This is a genomic window from Xenorhabdus sp. SGI246, assembly GCF_040838225.1.
In the GTDB taxonomy this organism is placed as follows: Bacteria; Pseudomonadota; Gammaproteobacteria; order Enterobacterales; family Enterobacteriaceae; genus Xenorhabdus; species Xenorhabdus indica.
The window spans coordinates 20,704-40,344 of sequence record NZ_JBFPEZ010000027.1 but is presented as its reverse complement, the minus strand read 5'-3'; the positions used below and the strand labels follow the sequence as shown (position 1 = coordinate 40,344).

The following is a 19,641-nucleotide window of genomic DNA, read 5'->3' as shown; positions in this document are numbered from 1 at the left end:
TCGTCTATTTCACAGATAATATGGATGTCACTTCCCATCAGAGGCCGCGAGGTTACATTTTCTGGCGTGAGTTTTTTAATGTGCGAATGACGGTGTTAATGCCAATTTTCAGAACACGAGCGGTATCTCTAACCCCCGAGTTATTCATTGCCATATCAACAATCTGCTCTTTCATGCCGGGATTGCAGGCTTGATAGGTGTAATTCAGTTGAAAGGTTTTGCGGCAAGCATAGCAGTGATAACGGGGATGACCACGACTTCCTTTCCCATGCCCTTTAACATCCTCTGATTTGTGACAGTAACGACAAACCACATCAACTTTAGCCATATCTCACCCATAATAAAAAATGGGAAGTTTATCACAATATCTAATTATTGGGAGCATGACCCTTTTGATGCGGGTACGCAAGGTAAGATTCGTTCTCTCGATACGCTGGGTAAATTTCTTTCCTCTGCAGGGCCTTATCAGGAAGACAATGGTAAACCGCATAATTATCTGTACAGTAAAATTGAATATTAAAAGGCGTCAGAAGCGCTAACAATTTATCCAAGGTTTTCCTGCTGCGATCACCCAGTACATGCGCTATTACCCGCTTCCTCTCCGGTTCCCAAGCATACCAAAGCCAGCGCTGATTTTTCTTGTTACCGCCGGAAACACAAGACTCGCTACGTAATGGTCTGGCTGACCCCTTTCTACGACGGGACTTTCACCCGCAAGATCAGTACGGCTTTGCCCAGCGCACCGTTCATTACATTCGTCTGCGAGGATCACTGAGATAACAAAAAAGATATTAAACGATTGCATCAATGACGGCCAAATATTGACTCATATAAATTTGAGCCATGCATTCAACCAGTTGATTGATATTAAATACAGTAGTTTCGTTCAATGAATGTACCAATGACTTTATCGTGCATACATAAACGCTCCTTGTTTGCCAAACAATCGTTTGTCATAACCAGAACTCGCTCAATAATCCGTTATTACTGCCAGCTTCATCTCCGTAGATGTAGCAATGGATTAACGCCCAACGAATCAAAACGATTATTCTGGGACAACGCTAAAGGAGTGACCCATTTTGTCTACTAATTCAGAACGTTCCATTTTTTAAAACATGTTCAGAGGCATCGCTGATAGCTGGGTTCATATTCTCCCAGCTTTCAGCGTTATTTCTCACTTACTCAGCGCATGATAAATTTCTAATGAATTCGGCATGGTTTAACCACTTCTGGTCAGCTAAAAACTCAAGCCCCTTTCAACATATCAAACACCACTCGTGCAAACCCTTTTGCCAGCTCAGGGTTAGACAGGTACTGCATCATCATCTCTTGCTGAGCATCATTACTATCCATAACCGCATCATCAATGGCTTTAGGAAAATCACCTAACATGGCCTGCTCGCGTGTGTTATTCGCAATCTGCGTCATCACCGCCTGGTTTTCCGACAGCTTGTCACGCACGGTAAAAGCATAATTGATCATGTCTTTGTCAGTGAGATTGTCGGTGATAAACAGGTCGTTCAGGCGCGCCAGAACATTCGACAAAAACTCTTCTTTCTTATCCTTTGGTTTCGCCGTACCAATATCATTGCCCGGTTTTATTTTGTATTCTTCAGCATCTTCCTGAAGTTTGAGATGCTGTTCGTGGAGTTTTGACAAACGATAATGACTCATCTCCACATTACTTAAATCAATCTCATCTTCTTCAATACGCTGCTCATGTAACAACGGACGAAGGTGACGAGCAAACAGACTCAGTTTCTCTAACTCCTTGTCATCGTAGTCAACGATCTGCGACATAAATTCGTATAAACGGACAAAGCTGCCGAGATCTTTTTTGAAGATATCCAGTTTGTCTTTTTCCTGTTTACACGCTTTAAAGTTGTTTTCCGCGTTAGTGATTAGCACCACATCACCGGTCTTTTTGGTGCGTTCAAGCATCTCTTTTGCCAGCACATAGGCATCAATCGCGGAGGTATAACGTTGTTTCCAGCGTTCAACAGCAGGCTTACAGATATTGCTAATCGCGGCGTTAGATTTGTTTTTGGTGAAGAACGCCTCGCAGAATTGCTCAACTTCGCTCCACAGGAAAATGCCGCTGGAGCGAAGTTTCTCGAACAACTCGAAGACTAACTGAGGATCACTGACGTCAGTCAGCTCCGCTGTTTGATAGTAAGGCTGGAAAGCGCCCAGAATATCGTCCGGTTCATTATAGAAATCGAGCACGTATGTCCCCGATTCTGCTTTACCCGGATAGGTACGATTTAGCCGTGAAAGCGTCTGCACGCACCCCACCCCACCCAAAGCTTTATCGACATACATGGCGCACAGCTTAGGTTGGTCAAAACCGGTCTGAAATTTATTCGCCACCAGCATCACCTGATAGTCATCGCTATCAAAAGCTTTACGCATATCCCGGCCTTTCAGCCCTAGGTTCATACTCATTTCAGTAAACTTCTGGTTCAGCAGCGCGAGGCTGTTATGATCGCTTTCAACGAATTCGACTTCGCCTGAAAACGCCACCATCGCGTTGATCTTCTGGTAGCTGTTCTCAGCAATGTATTTATCAAACGCCAATTTATAACGTACTGCCGCTTTACGTGAGCTGGTAACGACCATCGCTTTGGCCTGCCCGCCCAGCAAATGCACCACATGCTTACGGTAGTGCTCAACAATGACTTTAACTTTCTGCGAGATGTTATATTCGTGCAGCGCTACCCACTGAGTCAGTTTGACCTTCGCTTTTTTGCTGTCGACTTCCCGGTCTGGATCGTCCAGCTTCTGCAAGAGTTTATAAGCCACCTTGTAATTGGTGTAGTTCTTCAGGACATCAAGGATAAAGCCTTCTTCAATAGCCTGACGCATGGAGTAGACATGGAACGCTTCGGGTTTATTGGTTTTTGACGCAGGTTCAAGTGGATTGGGACGACGACCAAATAATTCCAGCGTTTTGGCTTTTGGCGTCGCGGTAAACGCATAGTAGTTAAGATTATTACTACCCTTACGGGCGGCGATGGTGGCACCCATCATATCTTCAGAAGACAGCACCACATCATCATCCGCTTCCTCGGTCATCAACACTTCTTTCAGTTGGCGTGCCGTGAAGCCGCTTTGTGAAGAGTGGGCTTCGTCGGCAATCACGGCATATTTACGCAGTTTGAGGCTGACACTGTTTTCAATCGCCTTTAGCACAAACGGGAAGGTTTGAATGGTGACGATAATAATCGGCTGCGAGTTTTCCAGCGCACTGGCGAGCTTTTCAGACTTCGAACCATCGCCTTCTTTATTGTTGATGCGCCCGACCACACCATCCTGATGCTCAAACTGGTAAATGGTGTCCTGGAGCTGATCGTCCAGTACGGTACGGTCTGTCACCACAATCACCGAATGGAACTGCTTCTCGCCTTTCTCATCATACAGCCGGGAAAGCTGGTGGGCGGTCCAGGCAATTGAGTTAGATTTACCGGAACCCGCGCTGTGCTGAATCAGATATTTATTGCCTGTGCCTTCAATTGTAGCAGCACTAATCAGCTTGTTCACCACATCCCACTGGTGGTAGCGCGGGAAGATCAGGCTCTCTTTCTTGCCTTTCAGGCCATTCCATTCTTCTTTCTCTTCAATTTTCAGATGTACAAAATTGGCAAGAATACTCAGCAGATTGTCCGGACTCAGCACTTCATTCCACAGATAGCTAGTGGCGTATTCGTTTTCATCTTCCGGGATATCGTTCCCTGCACCGCCGTCTTTTGTGCCTTTGTTAAAGGGCAGGAAGAAGGTTTTATCACCGTCGAGTTTGGTCGCCATAAACACTTCATACTGACTGACGGCGAAGTGCACCAGTGCACCGCGCTTGAAGGTAAGTAGCGGTTCAGGCTTGTTGGTGGCAGGATCTTTCGGCAAACGCGTTTTCTTATATTGTGTGATCGCGTTTTGCACCGCCTGCTTAAATTCGGATTTCAGCTCAAGCGTCGCCACCGGCAGGCCGTTCACAAACAGCACCAGATCGATGCGCCATTTCTTCGCTTTTATGCCAGATTCTTCAAATGCTGCTTTCGAAGCATGTGGGCTATAAACCAGCTCCGGCACAATACGGCAGATGTTCTGTTTATAGCGCGCGAGGATTTCCGGGTTGAGGTTATGTTCTGGCTTAAACTGACACAGGGAGAAACGGACGTTATGGCTTTTGATTCCGTGACGCAATACGCCCAGCGTACCATAAGTGCGCGACAGCATATCGGTAGCGTTGATATCGGCTTTTTTTAGTTGCGCCACCAGCGCATCGAGAAAATGACGTTCAGTATCAGTGGGATAAATCTTCGAAAACTTCTCCCACTCCTGCGGTTGTGTTGTCTGAACGAAGGTTAGCGCATCTTGCGAATATAAAGCGCGTTCTCGATCGTAGCTGTCACCTTTGCCAATAGCCCAGCCTTTTTCACCCATTTGCTTAATGATTTCTTTCTGGAAAATCAGCTCCTTGGTGGTATCCATACTCATGCGGCGGCCTCCTGTGATTCTTCAACTTCTTGCGTGTCGGGTGCAACCCAGTTACGAACGTCGATTTTTCCGGTGACGGCGGCGGAGATAAGGGCGGTGCGACGTTCTTGGAGTAAATCTATTTGGTTAGTTGCTTTTTTAATTAGCTTCTTAAATATTTTCTTTTGTGAAGAAATAAAATTCACAATATGATTTTGTTCTACAATTGGTGGAATGGAAGTCAATATTTCATTTAATATAGAGATATTTATCACTCCCATAGTCCCCCCTCTGGATAATAGTTCAAACTGCTTAAATACTGTTTCGCTCTTCAAGAACTCCCTTACAAAAAAGGGATTAAACTCATTATTTAGGGAGGCTTTTATTAAGCGAGGATTAATTATTCCGTCCTCAGCCCAATCAGGAAAAACAGCAATTTTTCCAAAAGTACCGACACAACTTATTAAAATATCGCCAGTTTTTACTTCATATCTAGATAGCTTTTTAAAATCACTATCTGAAAGATAGTAATCGCCAATGTGGAAGTCATTAGGAATAACCTGCTCTTGCCCATAGACTTTATAACCACCTTTTACATACATATCTTTGGTGATACTTGAACCAAATGGTCCTGCAATAATACTTCTACATATATATTTGAATTTTTGAATACTCCAATGTTCCGGCACTTCCCCCAACCACTCAACACCAGAATCTTTCATCGGCACATCAGGGTTTAGACCTTTGGTTACGGCATGGCTAATCACTGCCTGTCGTTTTTCTTTTAACAGTTCAATTAGTTGTTGCTGCTTCTCAATCAGGTTATCGATTTTTGCGGTTTCGTGATCGAGAAACTCAACAATCCTCTCTTGTTCCTCCACAGGTGGTAGAGTAAAACATAAATTACCAAGTTGTTCCGCAGACACTGCTTCAAACGTACTACCTGTTGCTATGGCATCAAGTTGGTATTTATATGTTGGAAGTAACCACCATAAAAAATTCGGTAGGGTATTAGTTGATGCTGCGATGCTACATAGCCCTCTCCCTATTCCATATTTTTTATCAGCAAAGTTTATTGCTCCAACTGGGGCTCGTACCGAAAAGAGAAGCTCCCCAGGATTTGCAATTTTTTTGACCACGGAACAGTATTGTTTTTCTAATGGGTTGATTTTTCCAAACTCAGCATTGCCTTGCAAAAAGGCTAGGCCGTTTCCATCAATATTACAATCATCTGAGCTTGGAGACTGCCCCATATTAATATAGGCCACTAACTTTAAACGAGTAACTTTCCAATGTGTTGGGGCATATCCCAACCACTCAACCCCAGAATCCTTATACTCCAGATACGCCTGATATTTATTTAACCCAGCCATCAGGAATGTACCTCCTGCAGCAGCTTCATAATCTCAGCACTTACCGCGTCCAGATCAGCATCAATCTCTTCCAGTGGGCGTGGAGGTTGATAAACGTAGAAATGGCGGTTAAATGGGATCTCATAGCCAACAATTCCCACCTCGCCGTCTTTCTCATCACGTTTATCGGCATTAATCCAAGCATCAGCCACGTGCGGCAGCACTTCTGCTTTGAAGTAGTCTTCGATCAGAACGCTGGTGACAACATCCGGATTCAGCGGCACGTTCTCGTTATCACGCAGATCGCCATCCTGCTCAAACTCCACCACCTTGCCGTTATACTTAAAAGCTCCGTACAGCGGCTGCTCGTCTTCTTTCAGTACCTTTTTCACAACCGGCTCTGCGGCAGGATTTTTGCTGGTAATAGCGCTGATAAACTGTTTGTTCTCTTTGGTATCCAGTTTAATGCCTGCGGTTTTCAGCGCACCTTTCAGAGTGAGCTGGAACTGGTTGAAGTCATCGCTGACCTGCGTCTTACCACCGGCCTGCGCACCCAGTGCGGTTTGAATCTGCTGCGCTTTTTCCATTAACGCGCGCTGCGCCAGCCATAGTTTGCTACCGAGCAGATCTTTAATTTGCTTCTCTTTCAGCTCGGCAAATTCAGCTTTGATAATGGTGCGAGCTTCCGCTGCGATTTCAGAAAAATCGCCATAGTTATCGTCCTGCCACTGTGTGGCGAACTCTTCATACAGACGTTCCATCGGCGCGTTGAATGGCTTCGGTGCAAAACGCAGACTGGTAATCGCCTCATCGGTAACCTGTGCAGACAAACGCAGCGGGCGTTCAATAGTCAGACGGCGATAGCCAAAGTCAGTGCTGTTAAAGATTTTGCTGGCGAAGGTTTTCGGTGTTTCAGTTTTTGTCGTGGCAGACTGACGGCCACGGTTGGATTTTTGCTCTACGGCTTTTTCCAGCCCCAACTCTTCCAACGGCGTGGCATCCACCGCCTCAAAATTACCAAAGGTACGGGTGATGAGTTTAATATCATCTTCACCCATCAGGTTACGTTTAGAACCCAGCGACTTACGCATTTTGCCGCACAGGTTAGTAGCATCAATCAACTGTACTTTGCCTTTGCGCTCTGACGCTTTCTTATTCGACAGGATCCAGACATAGGTCGCAATGCCGGTGTTATAGAACATATCAGTCGGCAGCGCGACAATGCCTTCCAGCAAATCGGCTTCCAGAATATAACGACGGATTTCGCTCTCACCGCTGCCCGCACCACCGGTAAACAGCGGTGAGCCGTTGAGGATAATTCCGATGCGCCCACCATTAGTCACGGTGCCATCCTCATTGTGGCTGTTGCGCATTTTGCTGATGAGATGCAGCAGGAACAGCAGCGAACCATCAGACACACGCGGCAGGCCCGGACCAAAACGGCCATTAAAGCCCTTTTGTTGATGCTCATTGATGATCTCGCCTTCAATCTTTTTCCAGTCCACGCCAAACGGCGGATTAGACAGCATGTAGTCGAACTGGTCCTGCGGTAGCTGGTCGTTGGAAAGGGTGTTGCCCAGCTTGATACGGCTGACGTCCTGCCCTTTGATCAGCATATCGGCTTTACAGATAGCGTAGGATTCTGGGTTTAATTCCTGACCAAAAGCACGCATCACCGCATTAGGATTCAGTTCATGCACATATTCCATACCGGAAGAGAGGAAACCACCCGTCCCTGCGGTTGGGTCGTAAATGGTGCGGATAATGCCGTCTTTCGATAAAGCTTCATCATCCTCCATAAATACCAGCGAGGTGGTTAAACGTACAATATCGCGCGGGGTAAAGTGCTCCCCCGCCGTCTCGTTTGAACTTTCCGCAAAACGGCGGATTAACTCTTCAAACACCAGGCCCATGTCATGGTTGGAGATTTTTTGTGGGCTGAGATCGGTGGTGGCAAATTTTTTCACCACTTTAAACAACAGGTTGGCATCCTGCAAAAGGCTAACAAACTCGCTGAAATTAAAGTGTTCGAAAATTTCACGCGCATCTTTTGAGAAAGACTGGATGTAGTTCTCCAGGTTGGCCTTGATATCATTTTGCCCCATCTTTCCGAGGTTCATCGGAGAGGAGTTGAAGAATGTCAGACCGCTGGCACGGAGCAGAAATTTCTCTTTTGCTTCTGGTGGCAGCGAACTGGTTTTCAGTTTTTCAGCCTCGGTCACCACGGCATCTTTAGTGGCGGCTAACACGCACTCAAGACGACGCAACAGGGTAAAAGGCAGGATCACACGCCCGTACTGAGATTGCTTAAAATCACCGCGAAGTAAGTCAGCAACCGACCAGATAAAAGCTGCCGTTTGAGAAAAATTAGTGTCAGACATGATTGATACCCGGAAAATGACATAAGTAAATAAAGTGACTTGATTATACCTCATCAGACATATCGTGCTTTAACTTATAGCGCATTCAACTCAACTGAAGTGGCCCATATCAATTGTAGGATTTCTGTATTTACAGGAATAACATCGGGATTATTTATTTCATATCGTTATAAATTTTAATTTGAGCCTGTTCGATGCCTACTCTTTTTTGTAGTGGTATAAGGATCTCGGACACCTCAAAAGCCTACTAATGTTATTCATATGGCAATGAGGTGTGGCAATGAAAATGAAACTCACCAAACGCCACTATTCCGCTGAATTTATGCTGGAGGCGGTTCAACAGGTTGTTCTCTATCAACAACGGGTTGTCGATATCGCCCGTTCATTGGGGATCAATAACAGCACGCTGGGAAAATGGGTTCGCCAGTACCAAGCCGAAATACAGGGAATAACGGCTGTGGATAAGGCACTGACGCCCGAACAACACCAGATACAAGCATTAGAAAAACAAGTGAAACGTCTGGAAATGGAAAAAGAAATCCTAAAGCAGGCGGCCATGCCGATGAGCGAGAAGCTCAGTGGCGCTATGCGTTGATCACACGGCTGAGCTCTCGGTGGCCAGTGACAGAATTCTGTCAGATACTTCAAGTGTCACGCCGTGTCTATTATGACTGGCTATGACTGGCGACAACGGCCGGTCGACACGGAACGTCTGTAGTTGCGCATCCGGGTTCGTTAATTGTATAACCAAAGCCGGTTTGACAAGTGTATGGCTCCCGCCAGAAAGTTATCGGGACATTCATGAGGCAATGAGGGATATCACCGACTATTTTGGCCGGTATTACAACGATATCCGTCCCTATAGCTTTAATGGGGGATTTCTCCGGCTGAATACGAAAGACAGTGGGAAGAGGCTAGAAATGTGTCTGAAAGTTTTTGACCACTACAATCCTGAGTCGGCTCTTCCCAACACATCTCAACCAAGCAATACAACCGTATTTTTCATGGATGGATTGAAAAGTTTGGTCTCGATGATTCGCTGTACAGTACACATTCCATGAGAAGAACTAAACCATACCTGATATACAAGAAAACGAAAAATTTGCAGGTGATTCAATTCCTGCTGGGCCACAAAAAATTAGAAAGTACAGTTCGTTATCTGGGTATTGAGGTCGATGACGCTTTGGAGATATCTGAGTCAATTGAAGTCTGAGTTAAACAGGGCTGTTGAAGCAGCCCTGTGCCAGAAGCGGACCTACCACCTTGAAAAAGTATCTTCAGAGCCTACCTACTGGTAAGGGCCCGCGTTTATAAATACCCGAATCTGCATTTATCTTCGCCAGCCTACATTCCATTTTCTCCGAACCACAATAACTGAAAATGAAACCCCAAATAGAGTGTGTAGGCAGAGTATCCACGAAACAGCAGAAACTCACTCAATGTACTGGCTGAAGCGCAGGAGATAACCATCTGGATCTTGCACCAGAAATTCTCTCTGGCAGGCTACTGTCTCTCCAATACTGTAGTGGTTATCCCGGAGATTCCGAAACAGCGGTACGCCATGTTCTTCCAGGCGGGCAAGCATGCGCTCAATATCGTCTACCTCGATTTGGAAATTAACACCCCGGCCTAACGGCCTGACGAGTTCTGCCGTGTTCCATCCTTCAACATGATATTGCTCGAGCATCAATTGCGCCTCGCCGAGACAGATGTAGGCAAAATCGGGAGCGCTGCGTCTTATCATGACGGTAAAGCCGAGTATGTCAGCATAGAAGCGCAGGGAGGCGAGAAAATCCGTTACAGTCAACTCGGGAACCATACGGTTCCAGTAAGGTTCTTTCTGGTCAGTCATTGTACGTATCCTTTTTTGATTGACACAGTATACATCAGGTGATTTGCCCCCACACGCGTGATTCGTGGCCGGGATGTTATGGTAAATCAGGTAACTGGAACTGGATTGTTATTAAACAAGTGTGGTTGGATACGTTCTATTTCTGGCATTCTGGCTGATGGAACTCAGCGTTCTTGATCTCATCAGGCCAGTAGTCGCTCGTAACCGCCCTAAGTCCTATAGACGGTTCAGGGCGTGAAGCGGGCGTTCATAGAGTTGGAGCTTCAACCGGGGCAATGTCAACCCATAATAACTCTGAGTTATCAATTAGGTTGTGTCCCTTAATTCTATAATCTCCGGTAAAAGAGTCGAATACAGCCTAATTTCACCATGGACAGGGAGTTCCGCGCTGTCTTTTCATAACGTGTTGCGATACACCGATTTCCTTTAAGAAAACCAAAACAACGTTCGACCACATTTCGGTGACGATAAGCCTGTTTATCAAATTGAACACGACCATCACGACTTCCTTTTTCATTAACTTTATAAGGAATAATGCGCTTTATTCTCAATTTACCCAGGTAACCGCGGAGTTTTCCTCCCGAATAGCCTTTATCTGCCAACACGGCTTTACCACGGCGTGTCATAAAACCATTCTTGCGTTGTACACCAACGCCTTTGAGCAAGGGGATCGCGATTTGACTTTCATGGGCTTGGCCTGCTGTCAACATCAGGTGTTCAACATGTGGACGTCCTGCCCGCTTTGAACGAACAGGCGGTAGACAAGGTTCTATCACTACCCAAGCATCATCAGGAATGTCGTAACGTGCCATCATTTTGTTCCAGTATTCAATCTGCTTATCAGCCATCTCGCGCTACAACAGGCTTATATGTGGACATTTTATACAGCAGCAGTCGGTGCTCTTATACCACTACTACTTAGCTTGAGCATCAATAACCGAAACGTAAAACTTAATCTTTTATCATCAGAAGAGAATAGCTAATGAACCATTATATTAATGAAATGTTGGAAGCTCATATTGCCATTGAAAACTGGCTTGGCAAAGGTGAAGGAGACGTACAAGCACTCCTTGACCGTTTCAGTCAAAATTATTCAATGATCACAGTAACAGGTACGATGCTTGATCATAAATCTCTGAGCCATTTTTTTCCGATGCACTGAATTTTGGGAGCACATCTCATGAATACGATCAAAGTGGTGGGTATTGACCTCGCCAAAAACGTTTTTCAAGTTTGTGTCTGGATGGAAGATGGTTTCGTTGCTTCGAACCGAAAAATCTCACGACAAAAATTCCTTGATACCATACGGGCTTTTCCACCTGAAACCCTCATTGCCATGGAAGCCTGCGCCACTTCTCATTATTGGGGCCGGCCGTTACAGTCTATGAGCTATAATGTCCGGCTTATTTCCACCCAGCATGTAAAAGTTTCAGCCATCATCAAAAAAACGATGCCAATGATACGCTGGCTATCTGTGAAACGGCCTGTCGACCCGGTTTCTATTTTGTTCCCATAAAAACCGTCGAACAGCAAGATATCAAGGCACTATAGTGGAAAACCCAAACCTTATTTAGCATTTTGCGTAGTTGCCAGTTCTCTTTAATCTGAGCACTTTTTTAGGCTGATACGCCAGTTATCACCAGACTGCACTTGGTGTCTGGCCGCGAAGTTATCCATATTGAGTGCTACCGATACCTGTAGCAGGCTGTTGAGATACACCAAAGGTTGACCTTCAGGAACTTCACCAAAACTGCTGACATATGGGGCTTTGCCTTCATACCGAATCTTGTTCCCTTCACTTATTTTAATACAAACCTTATCCCCTTTGTGGATACCCACCTTACTGACCTGGCTGTCACTGATATTACTCCAGACGTTACCAAACCGTACATCTAGAACTGGAATAGTACCTTTGAGAGTTCCATCCCTTTCAGCTACACCAGCCTGATAAGGGATCTTTACTACTTTATTTGGTAACAGCGGCCCCACCTGTTCATAGCTAATAGTACCTGAGGCAAGTCGTGCCCCAGTATATGCGTATACATCACGTCCATGAAAAGTATATGATTTTTCAGAGCCAGGTACACGGTTGAACTTCTCATCAATCTGACGTACAGACTCAATACCAAAGTGTTCAGCTACCAAGGTCAATGTTCCGTTATCCGGTGAAACTATGTAATGACCACTCTGTGTCTTGAGAACCACTGAGCGTCTGTCAGTACCTACTCCCGGATCCACCACACTTACAAAGACAGTCCCTTTGGGCCAGTATGGTAGAGTCTGGTAAAGGCGATATGAAGCTTCCCAAACATTATAAGGTGGAATTTCATGTGTTAGATCATAAATAGGCAGGCTAGGATTCACCTTGAAAGATATCCCTTTCATAGCCGATACCGCCCCATCTTTTAGGCCGAAATCTGTCTGAAACACTAGGGCTTCATTGGCAACAGTAACCGCACTTACAAGAGCGAGAGAAAGACTCGCAGCCCGGAGAGTAGTTCGAATATCCATAACTGAATCCTTTTCATTTAATAGCGGGAGACGAAATATACTGTTCATAGGGATTTTGGGGTTGAGTAGACCCGCCAGTAACCCGGACCGGTGCAAAACTCGCTATCCGGTGGCACTGGCTATGCCTTCCGGAGCAGGACTTTCACCTGCAAGATAAATACAGCTTTTCACAGCGCACGGAGCAATGGAACAGTAAACACTTTTAAGCGTTCAATTTAAATAGCCAAAAATCAGGTAGCCAACTTACATCGTGAATTGTCATTTTTAGCCGGCTCATCTACGATAGCCAAGTTACCTACTCATTTTGGCCAAGCTTGCGGCGAAATCATAATCAAGATTATAACACTCTGTTTTTAATGATATTGGCTACTTTATTTGACCTATTAACTGTTCTTATAGATCCGTCGCCCTACAAACCCCTTTATACCACACTAACATATTTAACCCTTTCCATAAATTTGTGTAATTGTCTGTTTCGATTATGTTTAACTAATCAATTAAAACACGTTACTGCCGGAACAAACCCGTGGTCAGTAATCGGTGACGAATGAATAAAACAGCATAATAATCAAAGGGGAATGGAGATATCTCTATCGAACTGTCGATTGAATAATTTCAACCCATTTTAAATGAGCTACAGAAAAAAATGTAATTCTTAGGGTGTGAATGGCAATATCTCGCTCATGCATGACAGCCATAACTAAATCTCCCTTATCATAGGAGATTGATCATGAGTACGTAACCGTGGAACAAAAACCGTATCATCGGTCAAGATACACTGTTAGCTCCAAACGGGAGAAATGGTTACAGTATCTCAGTATAATTCCCAAGTATTTCCCTATTGATTTTAGCGCAACAGGCGATGCAACAAGACACCCAGCATCCTATATCAATATCCTCCAGAAATAAAAAACCGGCGCTTATAGAGCAACCAACATTGATAATGTTATTTTCATTGTCACACTAACGGAGAGAATATGGATCTTGGAATCACGGGTCGCTGGGCTGTCATAGGGAAAGTTTTCCGGTATTATTCACATAACCGAGCAGAACAGGTTCTGTCTTACGCTGAACGATACCATTTTCATCGGTACAACATTCAACCGCGTTTTCAATTCATCACGATAAACGTCCCGAATATTAATAGCCGAAAATCGGATAAGAAAATGGATAACGACTTATACCGTTATCGGTATTTAGTGGAAAATACGTTCGCCAGGGTGAAACACTTTCGTACAATAGCCACAAGATACGATAAGCTTGAATGGAATTACGCCAGTTTGGCACTGGCGTTTGTCATTATATGGCTACCGATGTGGATTGAGTAAATGATAAACAATCTTGACTGGCACGAGCATAACTGCCATCCAGACAAATCTCAGACCAGTCTATCAAGCCTTTTTTATCCAGAATGGACAGTAATCGATTAAATATCTTATTGATAAGGCCTGATTTTGACCAACGGTTAAATCGGTTATAAACCGTTTTCCAAGAGCCGTAGCGTTCAGGAAAATAATTAATATATCAAATCGTTATCATATTATACCTGCATATTCATCACTTCACGATACGCACTATCCAGCTTATTCTTGACCTGAATACCCAATTGCAACGAAATACTCGCTTTCTGCATATTGACCATCACATCATTCAATTCCACACCAGGTACACCTAGAGTGAAATCTTGGGCCTGTTTAGTCGCATTCACGCGGTTTTGGTTTATTTTTTCTACCGCGGCGGTAAGATGACTGGCAAATCCTTCCTTTACAGGCATAGGCTTAGCGATATTGGCCGCTTGTAGTGCCTGCGCCTGCATTTGTTGTAGTACACCTGCAATTGCCTGAATTGACATAAAAACCTCGTGTTAAATCACCCTATTGGTTACGTGATTAAATGCCATATTAGCCGTGGGCTGGTTGGCAGTTTTTCCAGGCAGCCACCGTAACATAGCCTTTTCAATCTAAAGCGGGTAATTGAAGTAAAAATTCGAAGCTTATTGTGCCATTAAAAGATGTGTGAACAGCGAATAATGACGAGATTAATTATATCAATCGCTTTCAAGTTGCTTCGCAACAGTAAGTGGACGAGTTTTCGGCGGCATAATCAACCATGTCACTGGAGCAAACACCGCCAATCAAAAGGCAGCTTGAAAGATGAAAGGTATATCCCCTATGGATTTCAAGGTTGCAACTTGAAAGACGACGGGTATACAAGAAAAGTTTTTTCGCTTGCGTATGGGGAGTCTGTTTTGTTACGCCACGCTTTTAGTATTCATGTTGACCAGCAAGGCAAGGATCGTCTATGAGTGCAGCAACGACCGACACTGAGAATCCACAGAAGGGTTTCAGTGCTATCATCAGTAAGATAAAAGCTGATCCAAAAGTTCCATTATTAGTTGCTGGCTCTGCTGCCATTGCTATTATCGTCGCCCTTTTCCTTTGGTTGCGCAGCCCTGATTATCGGGTGCTCTACAGCAATCTGAGTGATAAAGATGGCGGTGAGATCGTTACACAATTAACTCAAATGAATGTCCCTTACCGTTTTGCCGAAAACGGCTCAGCCATCATGATACCCACTGACAAGGTTCATGAGATCAGGCTGAAACTGGCACAACAAGGGTTACCAAAAGGGGGAGCTACAGGCTTTGAGTTACTGGATAAAGAGAAGTTCGGCATCAGCCAGTTTAGTGAACAAGTTAATTATCAACGTGCACTGGAAGGAGAATTAGCACGTACCATTGAATCACTCGGCCCTGTCCAGAGTGCCCGTGTTCATCTGGCATTGCCAAAGCCTTCCCTGTTTGTGCGTGAGCAGAAATCACCCTCTGCTTCCGTAACCGTAGGATTACTGCAAGGCCGTATTCTGGATGAAGGACAAATCAATGCCATTGTCCATATGGTTTCAAGCAGTGTTGCGGGTTTACCACCAGGAAATGTCACCATTGTAGATCAGGCCGGGCGTCTGCTGACACAATCCGATGCTAACGGGCGTGATCTGAACACGACTCAGTTAAAGTACATACAGGAAGTCGAGAACCGCTTCCAGCATCGCATTGAGACTATTCTGGCACCTGTCGTTGGTCGTAGCAATGTACATGCTCAAGTGACAGCGCAAATTGATTTTTCTCGCCGCGAAGAAACCGCAGAAGAATATAAACCCAACCAGCCACCTAATCAGGCTGCCGTTCGTTCAAAACAGACCAGTTCAAGCGAACAAAGTGGTGGACCACTGGTTGGCGGTGTTCCGGGGGCTTTGTCAAACCAACCGAGTGCTGCACCAAGTGCGACGATTGAGAAGCCTAAAACGAACACTAAAGGTGACGAAAAATCTGATCAAGGACGCAATAGTAATAATAGTAATAACCGCTATGAACGTATGATTAGCAACAATCGCAATAATCGTCATGACGAAACTATTAACTATGAAGTGGATCGCACCATTCGCCATACCCAGTTACAGGCGGGCGGTGTGGAACGTCTCTCCGTTGCAGTTGTGGTTAATTACGCTACCGTTCAGGGAGAGAATGGCCCGGAAACTCAGGCTCTGACTCCAGAACAATTATCCCAGATTGAAGCATTGACCCGTGAAGCAATGGGTTTCTCTGCCGAACGCGGCGATAGTCTAAACGTCGTTAACACACCGTTCAATGACACATCCGAAGTGATAGAAACGCTGCCATTCTGGCAACACCCAGTCCTGTGGGAGAAATCATTAGAGTTGGGTCGTTGGTTACTGTTAACGTTGGTTGCATGGTTGCTATGGCGCAAGATTATCGTGCCACAAATTGCTAAGAAACGTGCAACAGAAAAAGCAGCACTGGAAGCGCAGAAAAAACAGAGTAAGCAAAAAACTGAATCTCATGCTGAACTGGATGAAAAAATGCGCCGTCAATTGGCTCGCCAACGTGTTAGTGCTGAGATCCAAAGCCAGCGTATCCGTGAACTTGCAGAAAAAGATCCTCGCGTAGTTGCGCTGGTGATCCGTCAATGGATGAGTAACGAACAATGAGTCTGACCGGAACAGAAAAAAGCGCCATCATGTTAATGACCCTGGGAGAAGATCAAGCAGCCGAGGTGTTTAAGCACCTGAACTCCAGGGAAGTTCAGCAATTAAGTATTGCGATGGCGGGGATGAGACAAATCTCCAATCAACAACTGGCAGAAGTACTGGCGGAATTTGAGGAAGATGCCGGACAGTTCGCTGCTCTCAGTATCAATGCCAACGATTACCTACGCAGTGTATTGGTGAAAGCGTTGGGTGAAGAGCGTGCTTCCAGCCTGCTTGAGGATATTCTTGAGTCCCGCGATACCACAACGGGTATCGAAACCCTCAACTTTATGGAACCTCAGACAGCAGCCGATATGATCCGTGATGAGCATCCGCAGATCATTGCTACTATTCTGGTTCACCTGAACCGTGGTCAGGCAGCAGATATTCTCGCCATGTTTGATGATCGCCTGCGTAATGACGTCATGCTGCGTATTGCTACCTTTGGTGGTGTTCAGCCAGCCGCATTGGCTGAATTGACCGAAGTACTGAATAATCTGTTGGATGGTCAGAACCTGAAACGTAGCAAAATGGGGGGTATCCGTACTGCGGCTGAAATCATCAACCTGATGAAGAGTCAACAGGAAGAAAGTGTTATCGAAGCTGTCCGTACCTATGACGGTGAACTGGCGCAGAAAATCATTGATGAAATGTTCCTGTTCGAAAACCTCATTGGTGTGGATGATCGCAGCATCCAGCGTCTATTGCAGGAAATTACAACCGATTCGCTGTTGATTGCCTTGAAAGGCTGCGATCAAGCACTCCGCGATCACTTCCTCAACAATATGTCGCAGCGTGCTGCTGAAATTATGCGTGATGATTTGGCAACCCGTGGCCCGGTTCGCATGTCTCAAGTAGAAGCTGAACAGAAAGCCATTCTGCTTGTGGTTCGTCGTCTGGCAGAAAGCGGGGAAATGATCCTAAATGGCGGTGACGATACCTATGTCTGATAATTCAAATAATGGAAACTGGCAGCTCTGGTTGCCAGGTGAATTGACTCAGTGGGAAACATTGCAGGCAAAACTGGAGCAGGTAAAACTGGAATCACTGGACGATGAACAGGAGCGGCTGCAAGAACAGGCCAGGATACTGGATGAATTGAAGGAACAAGCGCGTCAGACTGGCTATGAGCAAGGTTTTTCTGAAGGGCAATCCCGTGGATACGAACAAGGGGTTGAGGAAGGACGACAAGCCGGGTTTGAGCAAGGATTACAGGAATCCAGGGAGCAACAACAGGCGGTCACCGGACAGTGGAAAGCACTATTAACTGATTTTAACCATTCGCTGGATGGATTAGATACTGTTATTGCTTCACGTCTGATGCAGCTTTCCCTGACAGCTGCTCAGCACATTCTTGGGCAACCAGCAGTTTGTGATGGTACAGCCTTGCTGAATCAGATCCGTGAATTTATCCAGCAAGAGCCACTACTCAGTGGCAAGCCACAATTGCGTGTTCATCCACAAAATATCCCATTGGTTGAACAACAGTTGGGTGAGATCCTGAAACTACATGGCTGGCGTTTGATTGCTGACAATAAACTGCATCCGGGAGGCTGTAAAGTCAGCGCTGATGATGGCGATCTGGATGCCAGTCTGGCGACACGCTGGCATGAAATGTGCCGTCTGGCAGTATCAGGAGAAATGTGATGACGGCAAGACTTGGGCGCTGGCTAACCACGTTAGATGCAATGGAAAAACGTCTGGATAAGACACCGAAAGTACGTCGTTATGGGCGTTTGACCCGCGCCACGGGTTTGGTACTTGAAGCAACAGGTTTACATCTGCCTCTGGGGGCAACCTGTCTTATCGAACGGCAAAATGGCAATACCATTGAAGAAGTTGAAAGTGAAGTCGTCGGCTTTAATGGCGAAAAACTGTTATTGATGCCTTTGGAAGAGTTAGAAGGTATTGTCCCTGGCGCCCGTGTTTATGCCCGTTCTTACGGAACAGATGTTGGTAGTGGGCGCCGTTTGCCATTAGGGCCAGAGTTACTTGGCAGAGTGTTGGATGGTGCAGGCCGTCCCCTTGATGGATTACCTGCCCCTGATACAAATTACCGCGCGTCTCTGACTACACCCCCACTCAATCCTCTGCAACGTACTCCTATCAGTGACGTCCTGGATGTTGGTGTTCGTGCGATCAACGCCTTACTAACCGTTGGTCGTGGACAGCGCATGGGATTGTTTGCTGGTTCAGGCGTCGGTAAAAGTGTGCTCCTTGGTATGATGGCTCGTTACACCCAGGCTGACGTTATCGTTGTCGGTCTGATTGGTGAACGTGGCCGGGAAGTTAAAGATTTCATCGAAAATATTTTGGGTGAAGAAGGGTTAGCCCGTTCAGTCGTTGTCGCGGCACCTGCTGATATTTCTCCGTTACTGCGCATGCAGGGGGCTTCCTATGCTACTCGCATTGCTGAAGATTTTCGCGATCGCGGCAAGCACGTTTTATTGATCATGGATTCCCTTACCCGTTACAGCATGGCACAACGTGAAATTGCACTGGCTATCGGTGAGCCTCCGGCAACCAAAGGTTACCCCCCTTCTGTGTTTGCCAAATTACCGGCACTGGTAGAGCGAGCGGGTAATGGCGTCAGTGATGGTGGCTCAATTACAGCCTTTTATACCGTTTTGACAGAGGGTGATGACCAACAAGATCCGATTGCCGATTCTGCTCGTGCTATTCTGGACGGCCATATCGTGCTGTCGCGAACATTGGCAGAATCCGGGCATTACCCTGCCATTGATATTGAAGCATCAATCAGCCGTGCCATGACTGCATTGATTGATAATACCCATTATCGGCGAGTACAACAGTTCAAACAGCTACTTTCCAGCTACCAGCGTAACCGGGATCTTATTAATGTCGGTGCTTACGCTGCTGGTAGTGATCCTTTGTTGGACAGGGCGATTGAACTGTATCCGCATATGGCCCAATTCCTGCGTCAAGACATTGAGGAGCGTAGTGAATACGATGCAGCATGTACCCAACTGCAACAGTTATTACCGATCTAAAATGCTGAGGAAAT

At 45.7% G+C, this 19,641-nt stretch carries 14 protein-coding genes and 5 pseudogenes; 9 read left to right on the top strand and 10 right to left on the bottom strand.

What is annotated here, in order from left to right; genetic code table 11:
• The 5 genes and pseudogenes from ABLA85_RS07330 to ABLA85_RS07310 all read right to left on the bottom strand — a co-directional run.
• A pseudogene (locus ABLA85_RS07330) lies at nt 1–328 on the bottom strand (IS1 family transposase); the annotation flags it as partial.
• A 57-nt stretch (nt 329–385) separates the two neighbouring features.
• Nucleotides 386–647 (bottom strand): annotated as a pseudogene (locus ABLA85_RS07325) (IS1 family transposase); the annotation flags it as partial.
• Nucleotides 648–1,245: 598 nt separating this feature from the next.
• Complete coding sequence (locus ABLA85_RS07320; RefSeq protein ID WP_367962684.1) at nt 1,246–4,494, bottom strand: type I restriction endonuclease subunit R; 3,249 nt, start codon at nt 4,492–4,494, stop codon at nt 1,246–1,248.
• A complete protein-coding gene (locus tag ABLA85_RS07315) occupies nt 4,491–5,846 on the bottom strand; it encodes a restriction endonuclease subunit S (protein WP_367962681.1) in 1,356 nt (451 codons plus the stop codon). The genes ABLA85_RS07320 and ABLA85_RS07315 overlap by 4 nt, the downstream gene beginning before the upstream one ends.
• Nucleotides 5,846–8,206 (bottom strand): N-6 DNA methylase, encoded by a 2,361-nt coding sequence (locus ABLA85_RS07310; RefSeq protein ID WP_367962680.1) that lies wholly within the window; start codon nt 8,204–8,206, stop codon nt 5,846–5,848. Before ABLA85_RS07310 ends, ABLA85_RS07315 begins: the two co-directional genes overlap by 1 nt.
• A gap of 280 nt (nt 8,207–8,486) precedes the next feature.
• On the opposite strand from ABLA85_RS07310, the gene ABLA85_RS07305 reads away from it, so the two are divergent.
• A complete protein-coding gene (locus tag ABLA85_RS07305) occupies nt 8,487–8,801 on the top strand; it encodes a transposase (RefSeq protein ID WP_367962677.1) in 315 nt (104 codons plus the stop codon).
• A gap of 360 nt (nt 8,802–9,161) precedes the next feature.
• Nucleotides 9,162–9,419 (top strand): annotated as a pseudogene (locus tag ABLA85_RS07300) (tyrosine-type recombinase/integrase); the annotation flags it as partial.
• 219 nt (nt 9,420–9,638) lie between these two features.
• Here the strand turns inward: ABLA85_RS07300 and ABLA85_RS07295 are convergent.
• Complete coding sequence (locus ABLA85_RS07295) at nt 9,639–10,058, bottom strand: bleomycin resistance protein (protein ID WP_367962674.1); 420 nt, start codon at nt 10,056–10,058, stop codon at nt 9,639–9,641.
• 326 nt (nt 10,059–10,384) lie between these two features.
• Complete coding sequence (locus tag ABLA85_RS07290; RefSeq protein ID WP_367962691.1) at nt 10,385–10,870, bottom strand: IS5 family transposase; 486 nt, start codon at nt 10,868–10,870, stop codon at nt 10,385–10,387.
• 170 nt (nt 10,871–11,040) lie between these two features.
• Here ABLA85_RS07290 and ABLA85_RS07285 point away from each other — a divergent pair, with 170 nt between their 5' ends.
• Nucleotides 11,041–11,220, top strand: a complete 180-nt coding sequence (locus ABLA85_RS07285) for a hypothetical protein (protein ID WP_367962671.1) — start codon at nt 11,041–11,043, stop codon at nt 11,218–11,220.
• A gap of 18 nt (nt 11,221–11,238) precedes the next feature.
• A pseudogene (locus tag ABLA85_RS07280) lies at nt 11,239–11,606 on the top strand (transposase); the annotation flags it as partial.
• Between the two features lie 51 nt (nt 11,607–11,657).
• Here ABLA85_RS07280 and ABLA85_RS07275 read toward each other — a convergent pair.
• On the bottom strand, nt 11,658–12,569 hold the full coding sequence (locus tag ABLA85_RS07275) for an S-adenosyl-l-methionine hydroxide adenosyltransferase family protein (protein WP_367962668.1): 912 nt from the start codon (nt 12,567–12,569) through the stop codon (nt 11,658–11,660).
• 977 nt (nt 12,570–13,546) lie between these two features.
• On the opposite strand from ABLA85_RS07275, the gene ABLA85_RS07270 reads away from it, so the two are divergent.
• Nucleotides 13,547–13,897, top strand: a complete 351-nt coding sequence (locus tag ABLA85_RS07270) for a transposase (protein ID WP_367962665.1) — start codon at nt 13,547–13,549, stop codon at nt 13,895–13,897.
• A gap of 19 nt (nt 13,898–13,916) precedes the next feature.
• On the opposite strand, the pseudogene ABLA85_RS07265 reads toward ABLA85_RS07270, so the two are convergent.
• Nucleotides 13,917–14,078, bottom strand: a pseudogene (locus ABLA85_RS07265) (IS5 family transposase); the annotation flags it as partial.
• A 31-nt stretch (nt 14,079–14,109) separates the two neighbouring features.
• Nucleotides 14,110–14,421 carry a flagellar hook-basal body complex protein FliE gene (gene fliE, locus ABLA85_RS07260; RefSeq protein ID WP_367962662.1) on the bottom strand — a complete coding sequence of 104 codons (312 nt, stop codon included), beginning with the start codon at nt 14,419–14,421 and terminating at the stop codon, nt 14,110–14,112.
• A 449-nt stretch (nt 14,422–14,870) separates the two neighbouring features.
• On the opposite strand from fliE, the gene fliF reads away from it, so the two are divergent.
• The 4 genes from fliF to fliI are packed head-to-tail and all read left to right on the top strand — an operon-like array spanning nt 14,871 to nt 19,627.
• A complete protein-coding gene (gene fliF / locus ABLA85_RS07255; protein ID WP_367962659.1) occupies nt 14,871–16,577 on the top strand; it encodes a flagellar basal-body MS-ring/collar protein FliF in 1,707 nt (568 codons plus the stop codon).
• A complete protein-coding gene (fliG, locus tag ABLA85_RS07250) occupies nt 16,574–17,566 on the top strand; it encodes a flagellar motor switch protein FliG (RefSeq protein ID WP_047681188.1) in 993 nt (330 codons plus the stop codon). Before fliF ends, fliG begins: the two co-directional genes overlap by 4 nt.
• Nucleotides 17,559–18,263 (top strand): flagellar assembly protein FliH, encoded by a 705-nt coding sequence (gene fliH, locus ABLA85_RS07245; protein ID WP_367962656.1) that lies wholly within the window; start codon nt 17,559–17,561, stop codon nt 18,261–18,263. Before fliG ends, fliH begins: the two co-directional genes overlap by 8 nt.
• Entirely contained in the window at nt 18,263–19,627 is a 1,365-nt protein-coding gene (fliI, locus tag ABLA85_RS07240) for a flagellar protein export ATPase FliI (protein WP_367962653.1), read from the top strand. Before fliH ends, fliI begins: the two co-directional genes overlap by 1 nt.
• The last annotated feature ends 14 nt before the right edge of the window (nt 19,628–19,641 follow it).

Coding starts and splice junctions, on each gene's coding strand:
- ABLA85_RS07295 (WP_367962674.1), bottom strand. CDS start 10,058: ATGACTGACCAGAAAGAACCTTACTGGAACCGTATGGTTCCCGAGTTG.
- fliH (WP_367962656.1), top strand. CDS start 17,559: ATGTCTGATAATTCAAATAATGGAAACTGGCAGCTCTGGTTGCCAGGT.
- ABLA85_RS07315 (WP_367962681.1), bottom strand. CDS start 5,846: ATGGCTGGGTTAAATAAATATCAGGCGTATCTGGAGTATAAGGATTCT.
- ABLA85_RS07285 (WP_367962671.1), top strand. CDS start 11,041: ATGAACCATTATATTAATGAAATGTTGGAAGCTCATATTGCCATTGAA.
- ABLA85_RS07320 (WP_367962684.1), bottom strand. CDS start 4,494: ATGAGTATGGATACCACCAAGGAGCTGATTTTCCAGAAAGAAATCATT.
- ABLA85_RS07275 (WP_367962668.1), bottom strand. CDS start 12,569: ATGGATATTCGAACTACTCTCCGGGCTGCGAGTCTTTCTCTCGCTCTT.
- ABLA85_RS07290 (WP_367962691.1), bottom strand. CDS start 10,870: ATGGCACGTTACGACATTCCTGATGATGCTTGGGTAGTGATAGAACCT.
- fliF (WP_367962659.1), top strand. CDS start 14,871: ATGAGTGCAGCAACGACCGACACTGAGAATCCACAGAAGGGTTTCAGT.
- fliG (WP_047681188.1), top strand. CDS start 16,574: ATGAGTCTGACCGGAACAGAAAAAAGCGCCATCATGTTAATGACCCTG.
- ABLA85_RS07305 (WP_367962677.1), top strand. CDS start 8,487: ATGAAAATGAAACTCACCAAACGCCACTATTCCGCTGAATTTATGCTG.
- ABLA85_RS07310 (WP_367962680.1), bottom strand. CDS start 8,206: ATGTCTGACACTAATTTTTCTCAAACGGCAGCTTTTATCTGGTCGGTT.
- fliI (WP_367962653.1), top strand. CDS start 18,263: ATGACGGCAAGACTTGGGCGCTGGCTAACCACGTTAGATGCAATGGAA.
- ABLA85_RS07270 (WP_367962665.1), top strand. CDS start 13,547: ATGGATCTTGGAATCACGGGTCGCTGGGCTGTCATAGGGAAAGTTTTC.
- fliE (WP_367962662.1), bottom strand. CDS start 14,421: ATGTCAATTCAGGCAATTGCAGGTGTACTACAACAAATGCAGGCGCAG.